Source organism: Streptomyces kurssanovii, assembly GCF_040677245.1.
Taxonomy (GTDB): Bacteria; Actinomycetota; Actinomycetes; order Streptomycetales; family Streptomycetaceae; genus Streptomyces; species Streptomyces kurssanovii.
The window spans coordinates 1-19,960 of sequence record NZ_JBFAQK010000058.1 but is presented as its reverse complement, the minus strand read 5'-3'; the positions used below and the strand labels follow the sequence as shown (position 1 = coordinate 19,960).

At 68.7% G+C, this 19,960-nt stretch carries 19 protein-coding genes and 1 pseudogene; 10 read left to right on the top strand and 10 right to left on the bottom strand.

The features are described 5' to 3' along the window. Positions 1 to 284 precede the first annotated feature (284 nt). The gene (locus AB0K36_RS28555; protein ID WP_364599819.1) at positions 285 to 824 is read left to right on the top strand and encodes a DUF4760 domain-containing protein; all 540 of its coding nucleotides are present in this window, start codon (positions 285 to 287) and stop codon (positions 822 to 824) included. 68 nt (positions 825 to 892) lie between these two features. Here the strand turns inward: AB0K36_RS28555 and AB0K36_RS28550 are convergent, their stop codons facing one another. The 3 genes and pseudogenes from AB0K36_RS28550 to AB0K36_RS28540 form a co-directional block, all read right to left on the bottom strand. Continuing rightward, positions 893 to 1,441 carry a GNAT family N-acetyltransferase gene (locus AB0K36_RS28550; RefSeq protein ID WP_364599817.1) on the bottom strand — a complete coding sequence of 183 codons (549 nt, stop codon included), beginning with the start codon at positions 1,439 to 1,441 and terminating at the stop codon, positions 893 to 895. A gap of 561 nt (positions 1,442 to 2,002) precedes the next feature. After that, on the bottom strand, positions 2,003 to 2,431 hold the full coding sequence (locus AB0K36_RS28545) for an SSI family serine proteinase inhibitor (protein WP_364599816.1): 429 nt from the start codon (positions 2,429 to 2,431) through the stop codon (positions 2,003 to 2,005). 814 nt (positions 2,432 to 3,245) lie between these two features. Then, a pseudogene (locus AB0K36_RS28540) lies at positions 3,246 to 3,737 on the bottom strand (transposase family protein); the annotation flags it as partial. Between the two features lie 119 nt (positions 3,738 to 3,856). Between AB0K36_RS28540 and AB0K36_RS28535 the strand changes: the two are divergent. After that, positions 3,857 to 4,537: a hypothetical protein gene (locus AB0K36_RS28535; protein ID WP_364599814.1), complete on the top strand. Its 681-nt coding sequence runs from the start codon at positions 3,857 to 3,859 to the stop codon at positions 4,535 to 4,537. Positions 4,538 to 4,663: 126 nt separating this feature from the next. Here AB0K36_RS28535 and AB0K36_RS28530 read toward each other — a convergent pair whose 3' ends face one another. Further along, on the bottom strand, positions 4,664 to 4,792 hold the full coding sequence (locus tag AB0K36_RS28530; RefSeq protein WP_364599812.1) for a hypothetical protein: 129 nt from the start codon (positions 4,790 to 4,792) through the stop codon (positions 4,664 to 4,666). A gap of 362 nt (positions 4,793 to 5,154) precedes the next feature. Here AB0K36_RS28530 and AB0K36_RS28525 point away from each other — a divergent pair, with 362 nt between their 5' ends. From AB0K36_RS28525 to AB0K36_RS28495, 7 genes are all read left to right on the top strand, one after another. Next, a complete protein-coding gene (locus tag AB0K36_RS28525) occupies positions 5,155 to 6,075 on the top strand; it encodes an aminoglycoside phosphotransferase family protein (RefSeq protein ID WP_364599810.1) in 921 nt (306 codons plus the stop codon). Positions 6,076 to 6,144: 69 nt separating this feature from the next. Continuing rightward, complete coding sequence (locus AB0K36_RS28520) at positions 6,145 to 6,621, top strand: NUDIX hydrolase (RefSeq protein WP_189475374.1); 477 nt, start codon at positions 6,145 to 6,147, stop codon at positions 6,619 to 6,621. Between the two features lie 53 nt (positions 6,622 to 6,674). Continuing rightward, positions 6,675 to 7,157: an NUDIX domain-containing protein gene (locus AB0K36_RS28515; RefSeq protein WP_364599873.1), complete on the top strand. Its 483-nt coding sequence runs from the start codon at positions 6,675 to 6,677 to the stop codon at positions 7,155 to 7,157. Positions 7,158 to 7,244: 87 nt separating this feature from the next. Further along, a complete protein-coding gene (locus AB0K36_RS28510; protein WP_364599808.1) occupies positions 7,245 to 8,582 on the top strand; it encodes an MFS transporter in 1,338 nt (445 codons plus the stop codon). Further along, a complete protein-coding gene (locus AB0K36_RS28505) occupies positions 8,569 to 9,252 on the top strand; it encodes a class I SAM-dependent methyltransferase (protein ID WP_364599806.1) in 684 nt (227 codons plus the stop codon). Before AB0K36_RS28510 ends, AB0K36_RS28505 begins: the two co-directional genes overlap by 14 nt. A gap of 487 nt (positions 9,253 to 9,739) precedes the next feature. After that, positions 9,740 to 10,225 (top strand): site-specific integrase, encoded by a 486-nt coding sequence (locus AB0K36_RS28500; RefSeq protein ID WP_364599804.1) that lies wholly within the window; start codon positions 9,740 to 9,742, stop codon positions 10,223 to 10,225. Between the two features lie 64 nt (positions 10,226 to 10,289). Then, positions 10,290 to 10,601 (top strand): tyrosine-type recombinase/integrase, encoded by a 312-nt coding sequence (locus tag AB0K36_RS28495; protein WP_364599802.1) that lies wholly within the window; start codon positions 10,290 to 10,292, stop codon positions 10,599 to 10,601. Between the two features lie 520 nt (positions 10,602 to 11,121). Here the strand turns inward: AB0K36_RS28495 and AB0K36_RS28490 are convergent. The 4 genes from AB0K36_RS28490 to AB0K36_RS28475 all read right to left on the bottom strand — a co-directional run bounded on the left by AB0K36_RS28490 (position 11,122) and on the right by AB0K36_RS28475 (position 13,464). Further along, positions 11,122 to 11,385 (bottom strand): hypothetical protein, encoded by a 264-nt coding sequence (locus AB0K36_RS28490; protein WP_364599800.1) that lies wholly within the window; start codon positions 11,383 to 11,385, stop codon positions 11,122 to 11,124. A 52-nt stretch (positions 11,386 to 11,437) separates the two neighbouring features. Beyond that, positions 11,438 to 11,686, bottom strand: coding sequence for a hypothetical protein (locus tag AB0K36_RS28485; protein ID WP_364599798.1), 249 nt, complete (start codon positions 11,684 to 11,686; stop codon positions 11,438 to 11,440). 573 nt (positions 11,687 to 12,259) lie between these two features. Further along, positions 12,260 to 12,676, bottom strand: coding sequence for an ATP-binding protein (locus tag AB0K36_RS28480; RefSeq protein WP_364599796.1), 417 nt, complete (start codon positions 12,674 to 12,676; stop codon positions 12,260 to 12,262). 323 nt (positions 12,677 to 12,999) lie between these two features. After that, positions 13,000 to 13,464 (bottom strand): Lrp/AsnC family transcriptional regulator, encoded by a 465-nt coding sequence (locus AB0K36_RS28475; RefSeq protein ID WP_364599794.1) that lies wholly within the window; start codon positions 13,462 to 13,464, stop codon positions 13,000 to 13,002. Between the two features lie 110 nt (positions 13,465 to 13,574). Here AB0K36_RS28475 and AB0K36_RS28470 point away from each other — a divergent pair, with 110 nt between their 5' ends. Continuing rightward, the gene (locus AB0K36_RS28470) at positions 13,575 to 14,570 is read left to right on the top strand and encodes a DMT family transporter (protein WP_364599792.1); all 996 of its coding nucleotides are present in this window, start codon (positions 13,575 to 13,577) and stop codon (positions 14,568 to 14,570) included. Between the two features lie 1,313 nt (positions 14,571 to 15,883). Here AB0K36_RS28470 and AB0K36_RS28465 read toward each other — a convergent pair. Beyond that, positions 15,884 to 16,450: a dihydrofolate reductase family protein gene (locus AB0K36_RS28465; protein ID WP_364599790.1), complete on the bottom strand. Its 567-nt coding sequence runs from the start codon at positions 16,448 to 16,450 to the stop codon at positions 15,884 to 15,886. Positions 16,451 to 16,977: 527 nt separating this feature from the next. Next, positions 16,978 to 19,371, bottom strand: coding sequence for a DEAD/DEAH box helicase (locus AB0K36_RS28460; RefSeq protein ID WP_364599788.1), 2,394 nt, complete (start codon positions 19,369 to 19,371; stop codon positions 16,978 to 16,980). Positions 19,372 to 19,960 lie beyond the last annotated feature (589 nt).

The window sequence follows — 19,960 nt, the reverse complement described above, 5'->3', positions numbered from 1 at the left end:
GGCCACGGCCGGGGGCAGCCCGGAGCACACGGCCGTGAGGCCCGCTCCGTCCGCCGCGCCGACCGCCGTCCGCCGATCCGCACGAGCCGACATCCCGCCCTTCGTGACCCATGCACGCTCATCAAGCAGACCAGAGCCTTCGCCGCCCGCCACGACCTGATCTCGCCTGCCACCTTCCACCCGGCGCGGGCGGACCCCGCCGCCCCTTGACGGACGGCCGCCTTGCCCGGCCGGAGGCCAGTAACCGGTGTGCGACATACGCGAGTTGCGTAGGCTGTCCGGTCGTGACGTCGTATGAGCGCTGGTCCCTGGTCGCCTCGTTCGGTGCCCTTCTGGTAAGTGTCGTCGCCTTCGGCGCGGTGCTGTGGCAGCTCGTGATGCTGTCGCGCGCCACGACCCTCGACCATGACCGACGGCGCAAGCAGGCGACGGTGGAGTACCTCGCCGCCACTATGGACAGGCGCAAGGAACTGCGCGACGAAGGCATCCCCGACGAGCGGGACCTTGCGGCGGTCTCAGCGTTGATCGGCCGAATGGACGCGGGTGACCGGACGGCGACACGGCTCGTCTACGCCTACCTGACGATCTACAACCATCTCGGCGTGGCCGCCCGGTCGGACGCGTTCGACCTGCGAGTCATCGACCAGGCATGGGGCGGCTCGGTCATCGCCATCTGGGAGGGCTACCGACCCTGGATCGAGCGCCAGAGGCGCGCCCGCTGTGAGCCGCGGCTCTACGAGGACCTCGAGCGTCTGGCCGCACTGATGACTCCACGGCGCGTCGCGGCTGCACCCGAGGACAGGAGTGTCCCCGTGCAGAGGTGATCTTCAGGTCCGTGGCGCGCCTCCCGAGCTCGAGGCTGTGCACACTCTGCCGCTCCTGCCCCGCCGCGTCAGGCCATCGGCGTCCGGTCCGCGAAACCGTGCTCCGCCGGGCGGGCCGCGCGCTGGGCGAGCCAGCCGGACACCCGGGGACCGCCGCTGACCGCGCTGCCTTCAACGACCGTGCGGACGTGTTCGAAGCCCTGACGGAGGTAATAGCGGTGCAGGGCCCGGTTCGTCGTCCAGGCGTCCAGCCTGACCCAGGCCGCCCTTGACCGGTACGCCCTGTCCCCGCCCCAGTCGAGCAGCCGCCCGCCGAGGTTCTGCCCGGCGTGTGTGCGGGCCACGGTGAGCTTGCTGATGTACAGCGCCGGGTCCGCCCCCTCCTCCGAGGTCCACAGCCCTTCCGGGGGAACCGGGGCCAAGGTGACGGTCGCAGCGGTCACCCCGCCGTCGCGCACCACGAACGTCTGCCCCGTTTCGACGGCTGCCCGCAGGCGGTCTGCCGGGTAGGGACGGCGCCACTGGTCGCTACCGAGCTCACCGAGCCAGGCCGCCGCCTCGTCGCGGAAGGACAACAGCAGGGGCAGGTCGTCCAGTTGTGCGCACGTGATGATCACGCAACCTCCCTAGGGATCCGCGGGCAGTCGACGCTGCTCCCTCGCGGCCGGCGGGGTCACAGCATGCCACGGCGCCGTCAGCTGCCGCCCGGCCCCAATGCCCGAAATGGCGCCTGCCGGTCAGCGGTGTTCCACCACGTGTCGTCACCCGGTGGCATCCCCTCCCCGGCGCGGCCGGCGGCTACGCCCGATTCGGGACTACAGCCCGCGCATCCGGTGGCCACGAGCGTTCCAGCACTGCTTGCCTCATTGAGAACGCCGATTCGGGGGCGGCGCGGGCTGAACCTTGCCGGCGGCGGCGGTGCCCGCAGCCGCGACGAGGGGTGGCACCTGAGCGGTCGGGGTCTGCGGTCCTTCTCGACACGCGCTCGTCGCCTGTGCGACGTCCGGTCGCACGCGAAGTGCCGCATCTGCGGGTCGGCCACTCGCTTCTGCCTGCTGTGCGGTCATGGTGCGATCTCTGCGTTCTGTGCCGCTGAGGTGGGCGGAGCATGAGGACGGTGGTCCGGCCGTTCGGCCGGACCACCGTCCTCGCCTGTTGAAGTGCTGTTGCCGCCGGGGTCAGAAGTCGAACAGGTCGCTGGCTCGGGACTGCGCCACACAGCTGTTGGCGAACGTCTGCTCGTACGAGACTCGGCGGCCCTCCCACACGCCGTCAGCTGTGACGGTCACGGGAGCGTAGATCTTCGGACAGACGCGCCCCGAGCCGTCGTTCAGCGTGAGCGCAGGCTGACCGTGGGCGCGTTCCAGGTCCGCGCACGCGGCCTTTGCGTCCGGGTGGGTTCCGCCGGCGGTCGGCTTGCAGGTGAGGGTGACGGCCCGCGCGACGGTCGCTGCCGCCGCGCTCTCGCCCTGACCGACCGTCAGCACGACCGCGGACGGCGCGTACAGGCTGTGGGGCTCACCCGCCGCGGCAGGGCCGGCGGTCAGAGTGGCGAGGCCGACGGCTGTCCCCGCCATGCAGGCGATCGTGGCTGCTGATCGACGCATCGGAGTCTCCTTCTTCTCGACTACGGAACCTGCAGCGTTGCTCAGGCGTCGGGAGAACATCACATCGATGCCCGTCACTTCGGACATCGGCGACGGGGGCAATTGACCGAAAGGGGCCATGACCGGGACGGGGAGTTCATCGGCAGCGCGTTTAGCGCCAGTTCATCAGCAAGAGCCCCTCACCGAACCGGTCCCCTCGGCAACATGAACGAGCCGTGACATCTCGACCGATATGCCCTGCTCTCCGGCTGATACGGCAGAAAGGTGATTGAAACGGCATACAAATTCCCCTGGACGTGGCGGTTACGTCACGCTGCCCCGCCCTTCGGGCGCGACGGCTCCCGGAATCCGCCCACCACCCAGCGAACCGCCCACGATCCCCAGCGTGTACGTCGTCATGCGCACTCAACGCAAAGGCCCCGGACGAGGGCACCGGGTGCGGGGGAAGGATCTGCCCTCGAGCGCTCGTCCACCGGCCGCTCGCCCGGCCCACCGTCACACCGCACGCATCCCGACTCGCTGGGTTCCTCATGCACGCTCGCCCTCTACGCCGACCGCCAGGTCCTCGAGGGTTCGGCTGTGGGGGATCGGCGAGCCGCCACGGCCACCCCGCCGATCCCCCACAGCTCTGACACTAGTCGTAGAGCAACCACGTCACGCCCGCTCTCGCTCCCCGCGTTCCCCAGTTGGTTCACTCCGTGAACCAACTGGGGCGAAGAGTAGCTCTGAGGAAAATGCGGGATCGGCATCAACTTGTGCCGTGGCGGCCGGTCGGCGGTGTGAGGGGCAGTGGGACAGTGAGCCTTTTCCAACCTCACGTTGAGGCGTAGTGAAGGACGAGGACGGCCTTCACGAAGTCGGTGCTCCGGTTGGTGCCGCAGCGAAGCTTCCGCAGGAGGCGCCAGCCCTTCAAGACGGCCATGGCCTGCTCACCGACGCCCCGGATCTTGGCGTGGCTGTTGTTGCGCCGTCGCTTCCAGCGCTTGAGCTGACGGCCCCGGAAGGGGACTCGGATGTGCTGTCCGGCGCCTTGGTACGCCTTGTCCGCCCAGCACTTCAGTCCCGCGGCGGCGAGTGCGTCGACGATCCCGCGCCAACGGGCAGCGGTCAGGTCTTGAGTGGAGCCGGGCAGGGCCGGGGAAGCCCACAGCAGTCGGCCGAATGTGAGGACCTGAACGTTCATGCCGTGCCGTTTGTGTTTGCCCGAGTAGTACGGGGTTTCGACGGTGATCTTGTCGATGGGCAGCAGTGTGCCGTCCAGGATGACGCACGCCTTGGCTGTGGCGGTCTTCATGGCCTCGGCCAGGCGGGAGCCGTACACGTGTCGGCACGGACTTGGTGCGGTCGCTCGCGAGCGCGGCGGGCGTGGAACGGTGCCGGACCCCCGGCACGGCCCGCCAGTCGGGGGTGCTTACGCTCCTCATTATGCGATATCTCAGAATTTTGACCGGCGTGGCCGCGGTGACCCTGCTCAGCGCGGGCTGCGGCGCTTCGGAAACCGCCAAGGCCGGCGGCACGGACGACGCGGCGAAGGCCCTGCCGGTCGCCATCACCGGCCCTCAGCCGGACGTGTACATGCGTGGCGGCGACGCGCTCCGGGTCACCCCGGCCCCCGATCTCGGCGCTCCCTTCGTGAAGAAGGTGGAGCACGCGCTGCGCGAGGACGTGCTCAGCACCGCCAAGGTCGCCGGTAAGACCAGCGCCACATGCCCTGCCGGCGTGGTCCAGAAGGCCGGTGCGGTCAGCCAGTGCGTGGTGACGTACGCGGGGGCCGAGATCCCCTACGACGTCAAGATCAGCGACAGCTACACCGCGGGCAGCAGCATCATCTCGTACACCAAGGAGCCCAAGAAGGCGCTCCTGGTCGACAAGCTCGTCTACCAGATGATCAACGAGAGGTACGGCGCCGAGTCCGGGCGCACCGACGCGAGCAAGGTCGCCTGCGACGAACTCCCCGCCGCGAAGGCGTTCGACTACGGGGCCGACACCGGCTTCACGTGCCAGTACTGGGGTGAGCACGCCAAGAACGGCGAGCCGGGTTACCGGACCGTGCAGATCAAGATCGGCGTCAAGGGCTACAGCTACAACTTCGAGGAAGTCGAGTAACGCCTGCCGGACCCTGGGCCGAGGCGTGTCTGTCTAGGACAGTTCTGCGTTCGGGAAGCCGGGCCCGCCGACTTCCCGACCGGGCCTGTACCGGGACCCGTGTCGAGTGTGCCGAGCCCGGTGGGTTCACGGCACCGAGCCCTTCTGCATGGTGGCACGGTGTTTTGACACGACAAACGGGTAGTCGCCGGCCAGATGCGCCAGCGGCTTCAACGGCTTCAACGTGGCGATGAGTAGGGAAAACAGCATGGGCACCTGCCGCCCGAGGCCACCTTCAACAGGTGGTCGCAGATACTGTGCCCACTCGCCGGCCTCGGGCCACGTCTCGGGGCCGGCGAGCAGGCACGGGTTCCGGGGGAGACTCCGGTCCCCGTGACGGGACTAGGGTCACCGAGGCCGGCACGGAGGCCGTCCACCGGCCTTCGACCGGCCCGGGGCTCTAACAGCAGCTGACACAATGAGGTGGATCACCCCTCAGTGTCTGTGATGCCGGCACGCAGGCCAGGCCTCGACGCGGTTGCCGTGCGTCGCGAAATCGGTCGACAGACGCAGCCGTGAACCACTGTGATGGCTGCGACTGCCCGTCGCACGGAGCGGGCCGGCCAGGGGAGTTGTTCTTGGTGACTGCGAGAACTACGGACACACGACCTCAGATCGATGAGGCGCTGGTCAGGCGCCTGGTCGACACTCAGTTCCCGCAGTGGGCGGGGCTGGCCCTGAAGCTGCTCGACCCGGCTGGCTCCGATCATGTGATCTACCGGTTGGGCGAGGAGCTGTCCGTCCGGCTTCCGCGCCATCCCGGAGCCATCGGGCAGGCCAGGAAAGAATTCCAGTGGCTGCCTCAACTCGCCCCGCACCTTCCCCTGGCCGTTCCGGTACCCGTGGGAGTGGGCGGCCCCGGCTTCGGTTATCCGTGGCCGTGGGCGGTGTCCCGCTGGCTGGACGGCGAGGTGGCGACCGTTGACGCACTGGGCGACTCCTCCAAGGCGGCAATTGAACTGGCTCAGTTCCTGGCCGCCTTGCAGCGGTTCACACTCGAGGACATCCCCGCCGGGGACACCAGGGAAGCCCTCACCGGCCGTCCGTTGTCCGACCGGGACCGCGCGACGCGGGTCGCCATCGACGAGGTAGACGGCGTGTTCGACAAAACAGCGATGACGGAACTGTGGAACGCGGCACTGAGCGCGCCCGGCTGGGACCGCTCTCCGGTGTGGTTTCACGGCGACTTCCACACCGGTAACCTGCTGACCTCCAACGGCTGCCTCAGCGCCGTCATCGACTTCGGCGGGCTCGGCATAGGCGACCCGGCCTGCGACCTGATGATCGCCTTCACCTTGATGACGGCAAACAGCCGAGCAGCCTTCCGCGATGCGCTCGGCGTGGACGATGCCACCTGGATGCGGGGGCGCGGTTGGGCCCTGGCTACCGGCCTGAACGCCTACACCTCCTACGCCGCCGTCAACCCCAGGGTCGCCGCGCAGACGACCCGGCAGATCACCCAAGCCCTTACAGACCAGCCGATCACCGGAATCATGTGACCGGCTCACGGACACTCCGCGCTGGCAGTGTCCCTCGCTGGTGTCTCGTCGCCCGCCCCTGGAGGACTCGTGCCGGAGCGCACCCTCAACGACGTCATGATCATCCTGGAGCGCCGTGACGGCGAGGTGTTGAAGGTGTGCCTCGCCGAGCGGCTGAACACCGGCTACGCCGACGGCCTGCTCAACCTGCCGTCAGGAAAGGTCGAGTGCGGGGAGGACCCGTACGACGCGGTGATCCGCGAAGCGAAGGAAGAGGTCGGCATCGACCTGGACCGCCAGGCACTGCGCCTCGTTCACGTCACCTACTTCCGGAGCCCTGCAGGCCACACCCGAGTCGGCTGGTTCTTCGCCGCCGACCGCTGGGACGGGGAGCCGTACAACGCGGAACCCCACAAGTGCGCCGGGCTTTCCTGGCACCGGCCGGACAACCTGCCCGCGAGCACGGTCCGCTACAACGCGGTCGGCGTCGGCCACTACCTCAAGGGAGAGCCGATCTCCGTGCACTGGCACGACCACTCGCCCTACGTCAGCCTCGGGACGAGGTGACCTCGGTGGGCGGGATGGACCAAGGGGAAACCGAGAAGACGGTCTTGGATGATGTGGGTGCCGATGTTCGGCTGGCGGCTCTCGAGTTCGATGACGCGCGAGCCTGGTGGGACCGTGCGCGTCAGCATCCGTTGGAGCCGCTGGCGGCCGACGTCTGGGTGACCGACCCGGCCTTCGAGCACGTCCTGTTGGTGAAGCACCGGTGGCGCGGCTGGGTGCCGCCGGGCGGCACGGTCGAGGCGGGCGAGACCCCGCGCGCCGCCGCCGAACGCGAGCTCGCCGAGGAGACCGGCGTGCGGGCTGCGCTCCTCGCCGTTCCTGCGGCCGTGTCCGTTCGCTCCTACCGAGCCGACTGGTCGGCGACGCTGGGCCTGTCGTACGCCGCGATCGTGCCCTTGACCGTGGAACTGGGGGGTGAGGCTGGACAGCCGCCGCAGTGGTTCGCCCTCGACGATGAGTGGGAGTCCGTGTTCCCGGAGGACGGCGAGCGGATCCGAGCGCATGTACGTCGGCTGGTGGCCGACGCGAAGGCGTAGCACCTGGCTACGCAGACGCCGAAGACAGTTTGTCTTCCGCGGCCCGCCCCCTGTTCAGCGTTCGTGCGGAAGGAATGCGTGTTGTCCGTGCCCAGCCCCAGCGGCTCGAGGGAAGAGGCGTTACCCGAAGCGGTGGCGGCGGTGTCGTTGAAGGGACACCGGTCGTTCAACGCGTATCTGACGGGCGAGGCGGCCAGCCTTCTCGGTACGTCGGTGCACGCGGTCGCGCTGCCGGCGCTGGCGGTGCTCGAGCTGGGGGCCGGGCCGGACCAGGTGGCGCTGCTGGCGCTGCTGGGGCATCTGCCGTCGTTCGTCCTGGCGCTGCCGGCGGGTGTGGTCGTCGACCGGCACGGCAAGAAGCGGCTCCTGGTGGTCACCGACCTGGTCGCTGCGGCGGCGGTCGCGGCCATCCCCGTGTCGGCTGCCGCCGGTGTGCTGTCGATAGCGGTCCTGTACGCCGTGGCGCTGACGGTGGGCGCGGCGACGGTGCTGCACAACGCGGCCGCGATCTCCGTGGTGCCGCAGCTCGTGCCCGCAGGGCTGCTGCATGCGGCGAACTCGCGTGTCGGCGTGGCATTCAGCTCGGCCGACATCGCGGGCACGTACGCGGGAACCGCGGTCGTCGCCGTGGTGGGCGCGTCGCGGGCGTTCGCGCTCGACACCGTCTCCTATCTGCTCAGTGCGTGGTGTGCGAGCAGGATCCGACTCGAGCGGCCGGCCGCCGTACCGGTGCGGCGCAGGATGATGCGCCAGATCGTCGAGGGCATGGGATACGTGGCCCGTGACCCGCTGGCGCGGCCGCTGGTGGCGAGCCTGGCCGTGACCGGCCTGGGCACCGGCATGGTCAACACGTACTGGGGCTTCCACCTGCTGACGGCCCTGCAGGCCGGACCGGTTGGGCTCGGTGTGGTGATGGGCGTCTGCGGTGCGGGCGGCCTGGTCGGCGCGTTCCTCGCCCCGCGGCTCGTGCGCCGGTTCGGCCCCGGCCGGGTGCTGGTCACGTCGTTCACGCTGTGCGCGGCCATGGGCGTGCCGCTGCTGCTGGCCCGGCCGGGGGCCGCTCTGGCTGGCGGTCCTCGCAGTGGCCGGGATGGTGCAGATGGCCGGGGCGGCGTGCGCCGGTACGACGCAGCGGTCCGTGCGGCAGCAGATCTGCCCGCCGGAGCTGCAGGGCCGGGCCCAGCAGACATCGACGTGGCTTGTGACCGGGAGCCGGTTCCTCGCCACCGTGGCCGCCGGTGTCCTCGCCGCGACGACGTCCGTGCCGACCGCGCTGGTGGTCGGCACGGTGCTGCTGTTCGCGCCGGTCGTCCTGCTGTGCCTGTCTCCCGTGCGCGGCCTGGCCCGGATGCCGGTCGCGCCGGCCGATGTATCCCTTCCGTCTCGTCGTCCCCCTGGAGTGTGAGCAGCTGTGTTGAACTTTGAGGAACAGACGGCCGAAGCGTGGAACGCGTACGGCGTGCACCACACGGCCAGGGGCACGGACGTCCCCGACGTCGACCGGTTCGCCTGGGGCTACTGGCCGGCGGGCCCGGCCGAGGAGATCCTTGGCGACCTCGAGGGACGCCGCGTGCTGGACATCGGGTCCGGGGTCGGGAAGTACCCGGCGCACCTTGCCCGGCTCGGGTTCGAGGTTGATGCCGTCGAAGCGTCGCTGGCGCAGCACGAGCGCGCCGTCGCCCGCTACGGCCAGCTGCCTGGGCTTCGGCTGATCCACTCCGATGCCGTCGCGCACCTGACGGAGGCGGAGCCGTACGACGTCATCTACTCGGTGCACGCGATGCCCTACATCGACCCGCGCCGCCTCTTGCCCGCCCTGTTTCCGGCGCTCAAGCCGGGCGGGCGGCTCGTCTTCTCGTCGCTGCTCACGAACTCGAGCGGCAACCCGCCCTCGACGTCGGTCGTCGCCCGGCCCGAGATCCTGCCGGTGGCCGGCGGTGAGCCGCTGTCCGTCCATATGTGGGTGCTCACCCCTCAGCATTGGACCGCGCTCCTCATCGACCACGGGCTCGGCGTCGAGCAGATCGACGTGCTCACCGACCCCGACGGCGAGAGCCCGCTGTCGTGCACCCTGATCCAGGCCCGCCGCCGCTGACGCGGGCCGACACGGGGCGTGGTCCTCGCCCGTTCGGCGGTGCGGTCGGTGTCTGATGGAAGGCGGGCCGTGCAACCGACAGACCACTGATGGGCGTTATGGCTGATGGGATTCGGGGCGAGGAACGCCGGAAGACAAATTGTCTCCGAGGAGGTGCCGCAGGACCCGGCGCAGGCGCAGACGTTCATGGGTGCGGTCGCGCCGGCGCAGGCGGGCGACCCGGTCATGGAGGAGATCATGGCCGGGCTGGCGACGTGCCTGTGCTCGCCCCTGGCGGCTGCGGGACCGCCTGCCTGCTGCTGCATGTGGTACCGCGGTTCGTCGCGGCCTCCGATGGACCAGTGCCACTGCGACTGCCCCGAGTGGCTTCGTTCATGAAGGCGGGTTCTGGCACAAACCTTGGGGAGCGGTCGCGGAGCGTTACCCCGTTGTTCGAATCGGTCTGCTGGAGCGGACTCTCACGGCGCTCGGCCGGCCCGCGTGGGACGTGACGCCCGAGGACATCGACCGCGTCGTCGGTGGCCTCGCGGTCCAGGGCCGCAAGACCTCGACCCGGCGCGAGTACGTGCAGATCTTCAAGGGCTTCCACCGGTTCCTGCAAGCCCACAAGGCAGCCGAGATCGAGGCCGCGTTCGGTGTCCGGCTGGTCTGCCCGGTCGACGAGTTCAACGCTTCCCGGCATGTCGGCGACGACTCCCCGGCTCTCCTTCCGCCGCCGACACCCGAAAGGGTGGCCGAGTTCTTCGACTTCATGAAGCAGCGGATCGCCACCGCACGGAAGTACGAACCCGCAGCCCGCGACTATGCGATGTTCCGGACGCTGTATCACGCCGGGCTCCGATCGGAAGAAGCCTCGCTGCTGGAAAAGCCGGACGCGCACTTCACTCGCGGCCCATTCGGCAAGCTCCACGTCCGCTTCGGCAAAGGCGCCCACACCTCCGGACCCCGCCCTCGCTGGGTGCCCATGCTTTGACGGCCTCGACCTCGTTCTGCGGTGGTTCCTGGAAGACGTACGACCCACGTTCCCCAACTCGCCGGTGCTGTTCGCCGATGAGTCCGGCGGCCCCCTGCACCGCGGAACGATCCGCAACCGGCTGCGGTATCTCATGCAACTGGAAGGACGGCCGACGGACGAGCGGTTCAGCCCGCATGCGCTGCGGCGGGCCTGCGCGACCCACAACTACGAACGCGGCGTCGACCTGGTGGCGATCCAGCAAATGCTCGGTCACTGGACGGTGAGCTCGACCATGCGATATGTCCGGCCCTCCGCGACCTTCATCGAGGATGCCTATCAGCGGGCGGTCGCCAGCACGCTGGCCGAGCTGACGGGGAAGGACACCACAGCATGAAGATCCGATGGCGGCTGCGGATGGCCGCTCCCGCGTCTGCGAAGAATGCGGCCATCCAGTCCGCGCGGCCCACACCCGACTGTGCCGGGACTGCCGCCGCAAAGCCGAGCCCCTGGCTGAGGCGGCTGGCGGAAGGTCGGCGACCGGCCGGGGTGGTGCGATGGGTCGCTCGACGGGGGTGGTGTCGACCTCGATCCCGGGCTGTGACGGTGAGATATGTGCTGGACGGCAGCCAGGTCAGGACGCTGGAGGACTTCTGGCGGGTCGCCGGCGAGAGCATCGGCTGCGGCGGCTACTGTTCTTCTCCTCGCGTTACGCCGAACCGGATCCGACTGCTATCCGACTCGCCCTCGCAGAGCTCGTGGAGGCTGGTGACGCGCCTCGGCGCGGCTTGCGGTGACCCAGTCTTTGAGGTGCTGGCCAGAGCGTGTTGTGATCCTTAACAGCGGCCCGAGCCCGAAAAGCCGGCGGGGCTCCCCGCTCACAAGGACGGGAAGCCCCACTTGCCTGCCTGTGCCGGTCAACCGGCCATGGCCGCCACGACCAGCGCAACAGCCGCACCGCACAGCAGCACCACAAGTGGCCATGCCAGCGGGCCGCGCCCGGTACGCCTGCGCCACAGCACCAGCCACAGCGCACACGCCGCCACGAACACGACCGTCACACCGCTCAGCTCGCCCTCCCGCCACGCCACCCGCACGGCGCCAGGCTCAGCACCCCATACAAGGAGCGCAACGAGGACGCCCACGGTCAGCGCGCACACCGCTTCCAGCAGCCTGCTCATATGGTGCCCTCGGCGTCTTGCCCGTGGCCCGGGGTGTCGGGTGGGTTTCACATCAACCACTGCGGCCGAGGCTGACAAGGTCGGGCAGCAGCATGAGCGATCCGACCAGGACCCAGCCCCCGCCGACGATCCGGAGCGTCTTCGGCGTCGCCGATCCCGTGAACGGCATCTGTCGCGCAACGAGGACGAAGAACTTCTCGGCCGCCCCTCGCACGTTCAGGGCGAGCACGATGCCGGCAACGATGAGGAACCCGACACCGATCCACAAGATCCATATGTCATCGCTGGCCGACTCGCCCACCACGTCTCCCCACCCCAGACAGACAGCTTGGATGCCTACAACCTACTCATCGCAGGGAGGTCGCTGGACGCCCGAGAGGTTGGGAGCCTGGGGAATCGCGTGAACTTCTCCCTGGGGAATTACACGATCGTCCACAGCAGTACGGCTGGTGGGACTTCACCGACACCGTCCTCATCATCGCCACCCACCTTGAGCGCCTGCGTGCCAAGGGCCCGCACGGGCCGATCTGGTGGCGCTTCGGCCGCTCTGAGTGGCAGCCCCTGACCGACGCGCTGACCAACATCCGCACCAAGGCGGAGTACGACGCCCGTGACGAACAGCGTCGGGCGGAACGGGAGGCCGGGCGGGGCGGGCTGTGCACACGCTGCGAGCACGCGCGCCGCGAACTCGAACGCGAACGCCGCACGGAGGATGCGGAACCGGCGAACGGCATCATGGCCCGCCTGCGCGCCCGCGCCGCCGAACGGTAGACCCAGCGGTGCGGCACGGTGACGTCGCCGGCGGTTTCGCCGCGTGCCTTCCTGAGGAACCAAGGGACACCGAGTCGGTGCTGAACGGCCTTCCTGCTCCCGGTTATCGCGGGAGTCGGATGCGGATGGTTTTGCCCGTTCCGGGGCTGTGTGTGATGGCGAGGTGGCTGGTGAGGCGGCGGATCACGTGCCAGCCGAACCCGCCGCCGTAGCCGGTCAGGTCGGGTGGGCGCCCGCACGGGAGGGCGGGGCTGGGGTCGCTGACCGCCGCCGTGAGTGTGTGGGGGTCGGCGGAGAGCTCCAGCGTGTACCGGCCGCCGCCGTGGCGTAGTGCGTTGGTGACGAGTTCGCACACGACCAGGGCCAGGGTGTCGGTCACCGCCTGGTCGGGCGGCGGGTGGAGCCGGGCGGTGAAGGCGCGGACGGCTTCACGGGCCTGGTGGATGCCGGCGGCGCTGTCGCCACGCACCACGATGGGTGTGGGTGTGTCCGGGGCGGCGGTGATGTTCGTGCTGTCCATGCGCGCTCCCGCCTGTGTCGGATGTCCGCTTTTGCGGTGCCCTGCCTGGTGCCCGATCCACGAGTTTTCACGCCCACCCTGCGAATTCAGGGGCCTGACGGGGAGTGCACCGCACCCGGTGCGCACTGCCGGGAGGGAGTTGTCGGCGTACACCTGATCGTCCCCACTCGCGTACGAAGGAACACGGCCAGTTTCTGATGCGCTTTGATGCGCGACGCTCCCCGGCGCCGGCTGGGCTCGCAGCCTGTCTGCTGAGCGTGCGACGGATGCGCCGGGCACCCTGCGGGTGGTCGCCGTGGTCACGGCTGCTGAGGGTGCGTGGCTCAGGGGATGGGGAGCGGCGATGGCGGTTTGGTGACGGCGAAGGCGAATGTCGTCTTGATCGAGGACAGTGACGGGAGGGTCCGTAGCTCTCGCCGTACGAGGTCTTCGTACGCGGCGAAGGAGTCGATGACGATCTTGACGAGGTAGTCGTCGTCGCCGGCGAGCAGGTACGCCTCGACCACCTCAGGAATCGAGCGGAGCTTCTCCTCGACGGCGTCGACGACCTGCGAGGTGTGTGCGAGGAGCGTCATCCGTACGAAGGCGGTGATCGACAGCCCGAGCGCGTCCTGGGAGAGCATCGCCGCGTAGCCCTTGATCACGCCGCTCTCCTGCAGGAGCCGCACACGCCGCAGACACGGTGACGGCGAGAGGCCCACGCGATCCGCCAGCTCCTGATTAGTGAGTCTGCCGTCTCGCTGGAGTTCGAGGAGGATATGCCGGTCGATGTCATCCATGGTCACCATGTGGCAGATCCTGCCACAGCGAGCCGCCTGAGAGGCATGATACGCAATCGCCCGCTACAGCCATCTCCCTAAAATTGCTTGCCGTAGAGCAGGGATGGAAGGAGCTGGCCATGGCCCATCACATGCGCGCCAGGCTGATCGGGGCGGCCGCTCTCACGGCCGCGGTTGTCCTGTGGACCTCGTTCGCCCTGACGGTCCGGGGGATCGGCTCGTCCAGCCTCACCTCGATCGACGTGGCGTTTCTCCGCTTCGCAACGCCCGTCGTCATCCTGGCGCCGTGGCTTCCGCGCACCGTCCGCGCGCTCCGTGGCGAACGGATCGGTGTCCTGCTCATGCTCGGAATCGGTGGACTGCCGCACTTTCTCCTCTCCGCACTCGGCGGACACCTGACCTCCGCCGCGCTCATCGGTCTCCTCATCCCCGGCACGGTCCCGCTGTTCGTCGCTGTGATCCTTTATCTCCGGTGGCGGGAACGGATCTCCCCGCGACGCCTAATCGCCCTGGCCGCGATCATCACGGGTATCACGGCGGCGGCGTTGCAGACGACGTCCACCGCGACGACCGAGGGCATCGGCATTCTCCTCACCGCCGGATGCGCCTGGGCCGTCTACACGATCGGCCTGCGCCAAACGCGGCTCGGCCTTACCGGCGTCGTGCTCGCCGTCTGCACACCCGCCACGATCACAGCCGCCCTGCTTGCCGCCTCCACCGCCATGCCCTCACACCTGATGACCGGCACCGCCGGTACCTCCGACGTTCTGCTCTTCACCAGCCTCCAGGGCATCGGGACGGGACTGCTCTCGACCCTGTGCTACGCCTACGCGGTGCGCGCCCTCGGCAGCAACCTCGCCGCAACAGCCGGCGCGCTCAGCCCCGTCCTGACCGCGCTCGTCGCCGTCCCCCTCTTCGACGAGCCCGTCACCCCAGGCGTGAGCGCCGCCCTCACGCTCATCGTCACCGGCGTGACGGTGTTCAACATCGCGCCGCGCCATCGTGAAAACGGACCGAAGCGTCCACGGCCCGGGGGGAGGACACTGGACCGAACCCGCAGCATGACGAATGGGATGCCGCCGACCAGCGCGGCATCAACGAGCGAAGTGGCCTGAGAGCTGGGGAAGTTGGTCCGTACGCGCCTGGGGAGCCAGGGCCGTACGCCAACAGGAGTGCGCACGGCGGTCCCGCAGGGGCGCGCTTGCCGCTGCCCTACGGCCCGTCCTCGGTCGCCGGCGTGCGGTGTCTGGTGCTGTTCGTGGCCCGGTGCACCTTGCGCAAATCCCTGGTCATCCGGATGGCAGGCTCTGTGCTCCCGGGCGAAGGAGTCGTGCCATGACGGATCGGCCGGAGACGGAACGAGTGGACTGTGCCGACTGCTTCGCCGGACCGGGCCGCGACAACACCCGCGTCGCGTTCGTGAAGACCGGCGGCGGTCTCAACGAGACCTGGCACCGTCCCGACTGCCCGGCGCTCACGATCATGCGGATCGACTTCGAGGAGAGCAGCAGGCGGGGTCAAGGAGCAGGACGCGTGGGCCAATGGCGTCTTCCCCGCCGCGCACGAGCGGCTCAAGCAGGCCGCCGCGGCGCTCCCCGCCGACACTTCAGCCCGGCCGTTCATCGACGCCCTGACCGAGTTGGTCCAGGCGCAGGCCGACACCACAGGCTTCGTCGTCCTGCACCGCTGGGCGGAGATCCTCGAGCGGCACTTCCCCCCGGACCTCCCCGATCCCGCACACATCAAGGAGTGACAGGCTCCCCGACGCCGCCGGAATCGAGGATCCGGCATTGGTGGAGTGACGCTGCGGCCGCCCCGGCCACCGTCCTCCAGGCCGAGGTGACGACAGCAGTCGAAACAGGGGTGACAGCGGGAGTCACAACAGCTGTCACAACGAGGGTGACACCCAAGAATGGGGCGGGTAGGCAAGGCCGCTGATCACAGGGCATTCAAAGAACACCCGGTGCGCTGACATCCCTTCGTCCGAGGTGGTGGAGAGCCGACCTGCTGACGTGATCCGGCTGGCGCTGCGCTGGGCCTCGTTCTCGGGCGCTGCCGCGCCGGTGATCGACGGCCGACGCGAGCGCCGCGCCCTTGTCGTCAGTGGACCGTCGCCGGCCAAGTGGGGGGGGCCGACCCCCACAAGGGCTTTGGCGCATCCTGCCTGGTCATCCCGGGATTTCTGCGCTGGCTGGAAGCCGACTTCCCCTCTGCGGCCGCCTGGGAGACGAGGGCGGGCGGTCTGGAGCGGCACGGGAGCTGCTCCTCAACGGCCCCGGGACGGGGGACTTGTGACGTAGTCGGATTCTTCGTTCCCCTGGACGGGCTAGGCTCGATTACGGGCCGTGCCGGTATGGAGTGCGCGGGACAGGCCCCGGTCCCCGGTGACGGGACGCAGTACGGCCGGGGGCGCCCCCGCACAGCGAGCTCATCCCTGGGCCGTGGGCCGGTATCGCTGGGCTACCGCCCCTGACCGGAACTCATGGCGGTCCACGAGCTCGAGCTGGATGCGCTCGCGCAGACCGGCGAGCAACGTCGGCCCGTGTCCGGCAAGGACCGGCTGAACAAGGAACTCGTACTCGTCGATCAGTCCCAGATCTGCCAACGCCAGGGGGAGTGTCACGCCACCCACCCACAGGCCCTCGCCCGACTCCTGCTTGAGCCGCTGAACCGCTTGCCCCAAGTCGCCTCGCACCAGGTCGGCATTCCAATCGACCTCGCTGAGCGTGCTCGACACGACGTACTTCTTCGCCCGGTCGATGGTCTCGGCGAACGGGATCTGCCACTCATCCATCCAGTCAGGCCACGTGCCCGTGGCCGGCTTCCGCCACGCCGACTCCATCATCTCGTAGGTCACCCGGCCGAGCAGCAGGGCATCGGCTCGCTCCATCTCAGCGGTCCAGTAGCGCATCGACTCCTCGTCCGGGGGGAGTCCTGCCTCGTGATGGCAGCAGCCGTCGAGCGTGACGTTGATCGAGTATCGAAGTGGTTTCATCTCGTTGCCTCCCTTGATGCGCGCCCCGCGTTCACCGGACCGTACTCAGACGACTGCCGGCGCCATTTCTCATCGGCGCCCCGATCGCCCCTACTTTGACGCCGTCGTGATGCGAACCAGACCGCAGACCAAGCGCGCGACCGATTCGGCGCTCGGAGCGTTCAGGTTCGCAACTTGACGGCGCCCATAACGCTCGACTTCGACGCACCGTGCCGCGTCACCTACCGCTGCTCAGGGTCAACGACAAGCGTCGCAAACGTTGCCTGACACGGCACCAGACACCCCTGCGCCCGCCCAGGACACGTCTGGGGCGGGCGCAGGGGTATCGGCGCCGGACTCACCCAGACACGGTGCTCAACGGGCTGGGCACCGCCGTTTCCTCCGTCCTGCCCCACCAGCATTCCTACCTGGGGTACTGCCAACCGTCCTGCTCCTGCCACCGGGCGTGAAGCCGCCCGCGGACCTATCGGCCGTCGGGAGCACAACAAGAATCGGCGGCGCACCGCGAGCAGCCCCGCACCGCGAGCTCATTCCTGGGCCCACTCCAGCCCGAGGTCGGCGAGTGCGGCGAGTTTGTCGGCACTCAGTTTGGTGCGGCGGCTCTTGCTGTTGCTCAGGAACACCCCGAGTTTGACTTCCGTCCCGTCCGGCAACGCCTCTGTGTGGGTTCTGGGGACCTTCACAGAGTCCGTGCGGGTCTTGTACTGCGCCAGGGCCACCACGCCCCGCTCGAAGGCGCTGGAGGCCGTCTTGGGGGCCTTGGTGGGCGGCTCGTGCTCCGGCGGCAGCGGTGTGACACCGATCGCCTCCAGGAGCTCGCGCTGCCCGTCCACGAGACCCGTCCAGACCTCGTGCCGCCGCTGCTTGGCCAGCCATTTCCCGATGTCCATTCCGTGCACGGTGACGCCAGGTAGGACGTCGGCCTGGCCGTCTTCGTCGCGTACGAGCTCACGCAGGGCGGCGTAGTGGCGTTGCCAGTCCGCCAGCCACTGCGGGTTCCAGTGCTCATCCACCGCGTCCAGCGCCGTCTTCCACTCGGGGTGGCCGTCCAGCGCACCCGGCCGCCGCAAATTCGAAATCCATTGCCCGACCGGCCTGTCGAGCATGGTTGCGGACCGGGGTGCACACAGGGTCCAGTGCTGTTCGTAGTACGCCTTCGCGGCTTCCAGGTTCTCCTGGAAACGCTCATCCGCGAGGTTCCAGACCATGCCCAGCTTCTCCAGCCGCGCCGCACGCAGACCGGTCATCTGCCCCGCCCCGTAGGCCCTTCGCTGTTCTGCCACCCACTGCCCAAGGGGGTGCGGGCCGGGGGACTCTTTGTGGCCGTAGGGAACCCTCGCGTGGCCCTCGCGTTCGGTGAACTTCTTGAGCGCCGCCCAGCCGCGCGCCCAGTCCTGCTTCTCCGTGTCGATCACGTTGAACGACACCCACTCCGCGACCATCACCGGATCACGCGGAGCGGCAAAACGAAGCAGCAGGCGAGATTCTTCCTCACCTTCCTCCGGCGGCGGGCCGATGCTCACGGACGGCTGCGCCACGTCCTTCTGCGGCTCCTGCGGAATCGCCAACAACTCAATGGCTTCCTCATCATGAGCACGCAGACCTTCAAGGACCTTCACCAAAGACCGATACGACCCCGACGTGAACATGTCCTCCGGCCTTTCTCCCGGCTGGAGAAAAACCGGCACGATCAAAGACGCGAGCTTCCCCTGTCCGGGCTTCTGCCGCAAAGCGCGCCCGATCGCCTGGACGATGTCGTGCGGCGCGCCCTTGGGGTCCAGCAGGGCAACGCTGTCCACCGCCCGAATGTCCACGCCCTCACCCAGGACACGACAGTTCGAGAGCACGGCCCGCTGCGCCGTGGACCCGAACGAGCCGAGGACCTGACGCCGGCGCTCCGGGACGTGCTCGCCACACAGCCAGTCCGCCCAGATCCGCTTCGGATACGTCTCCGGCTCATTGGCGTGAAGCTTCGCGGCCACCCGCTCCAGGCCCTCCGCGTACGCCTGTGCCTCGATCGTCCGATGGTGGAAGGTGATGCACGTCTGGAGGTTGTGCTGCGCCATGGTGTGCAGGAGCGCGGCCTGCAAGGCCCCGAGCCGCTGCCCCCGCACCTCCTCACTGCGCCGCTCCTCGCCCATCAGCCGCTCCGGAGTGACGACCTCGTCCCGGAGCTCCAAAACGATGATCTGGTACCGCGCCAGCAGCCCGCGCGACACAGCCGACGCCAAGGACAGCTTGTAGAGAACGGGTCCGAAGACCTTCTCATCATCCATGGAAGCCGCCATCTCACGCGGCAACGGATCACACGCCCACTCCGCGACCTCGCGGCTCAGCCGCTCCTCCCAGATCCGCGGCGTCGCCGTCAGATACAACCGCCGGTACGCCGGGATGACGCTCTGGTCGTGGACGTCGGCCCACGCCTTACCCATCGAGCCGGAAGTCCTGTGCGCCTCATCGACCACCGCGAGGTCCATCGGGGCCAGTTGCTGCCCGTAGACGCCCTCGAACGCCTCCGCCAGGACACCCAGGGACGCGTACGTGGCGTAGACGGTCACCGGCCCCTGGCCGTGCCACAACGCCAGCTGCACAGGGTTCGTGGTGGAGCGCACCCTCAGGCTCCACAGCTCCGGATCGTCCTGGAGGCTGCACACTGCGACAGCCGGCCCCTTGTGCCCCGCGTCGTGCCACGCCTTCACCGTCTGCGCCAGCAGGTCCAACGTCGGCACCAGAACGAGAATGCGCCCCTTAGGAACAAGACGCTGTGCCGACGCGGCGGCAATAATCGTCTTCCCCGTGCCACATGCAGCGTGTACCTGCCCGCGCAGCCCATGAACGGGAATGCCGCTCGGCGGGATATCGAGACCGCGCACAATGGCGGCAACGGCCTCGATCTGGTGGTCACGCAGCTTCACGGCCATGCCCCGTGTTCTCCTTTTCGCGGAATGTGGCGCGCCATCAGAACGGAAGTTCCGGCGTGATGGAGCAGCCCGGGGGATGTGATGTCTGATCCCAGACTCTACACAGTGCTGCACTGTGATGCATCATCCGTGCGTCAACTTCCGCCCCCAGAGTGAGACGTGACCGAACCCCGCTCCCGAAGTGGCCGGTGGCATGCTGGCTTGCAGGGTGTTGGCGAGTACGAGTAACCGATCCGGGGGCGGGAGAGTGGTTCGGGCGGAGCGCAGCGGAGCCCGTCACTGGAGCCCATCACTGCGGTGAGGCCGGCACTCGATCGGGCCGACGGACCGTCAGTCCCGTTGCCGGGGTGGTGACTGGGATCCCAAGCCCTACACAGGCCCGCGCACGATGCAAGCCCCCTCGTAGCCAGCCTCAGCACCCGCGCTTGCGCGGGTGCCCTCAATTCGCGCTTGCGCGAATTGAGTTGCGTTTATAATTCCGCTTGCGGAATTCAATTTCCGCGCTTGCGCGGGAATTTGACGGAGCGTTAGCGGAGTCGCTCTCTATGCAGCGCGCCAGCGCTGCATATACCGCGGAGCGGGATATGCA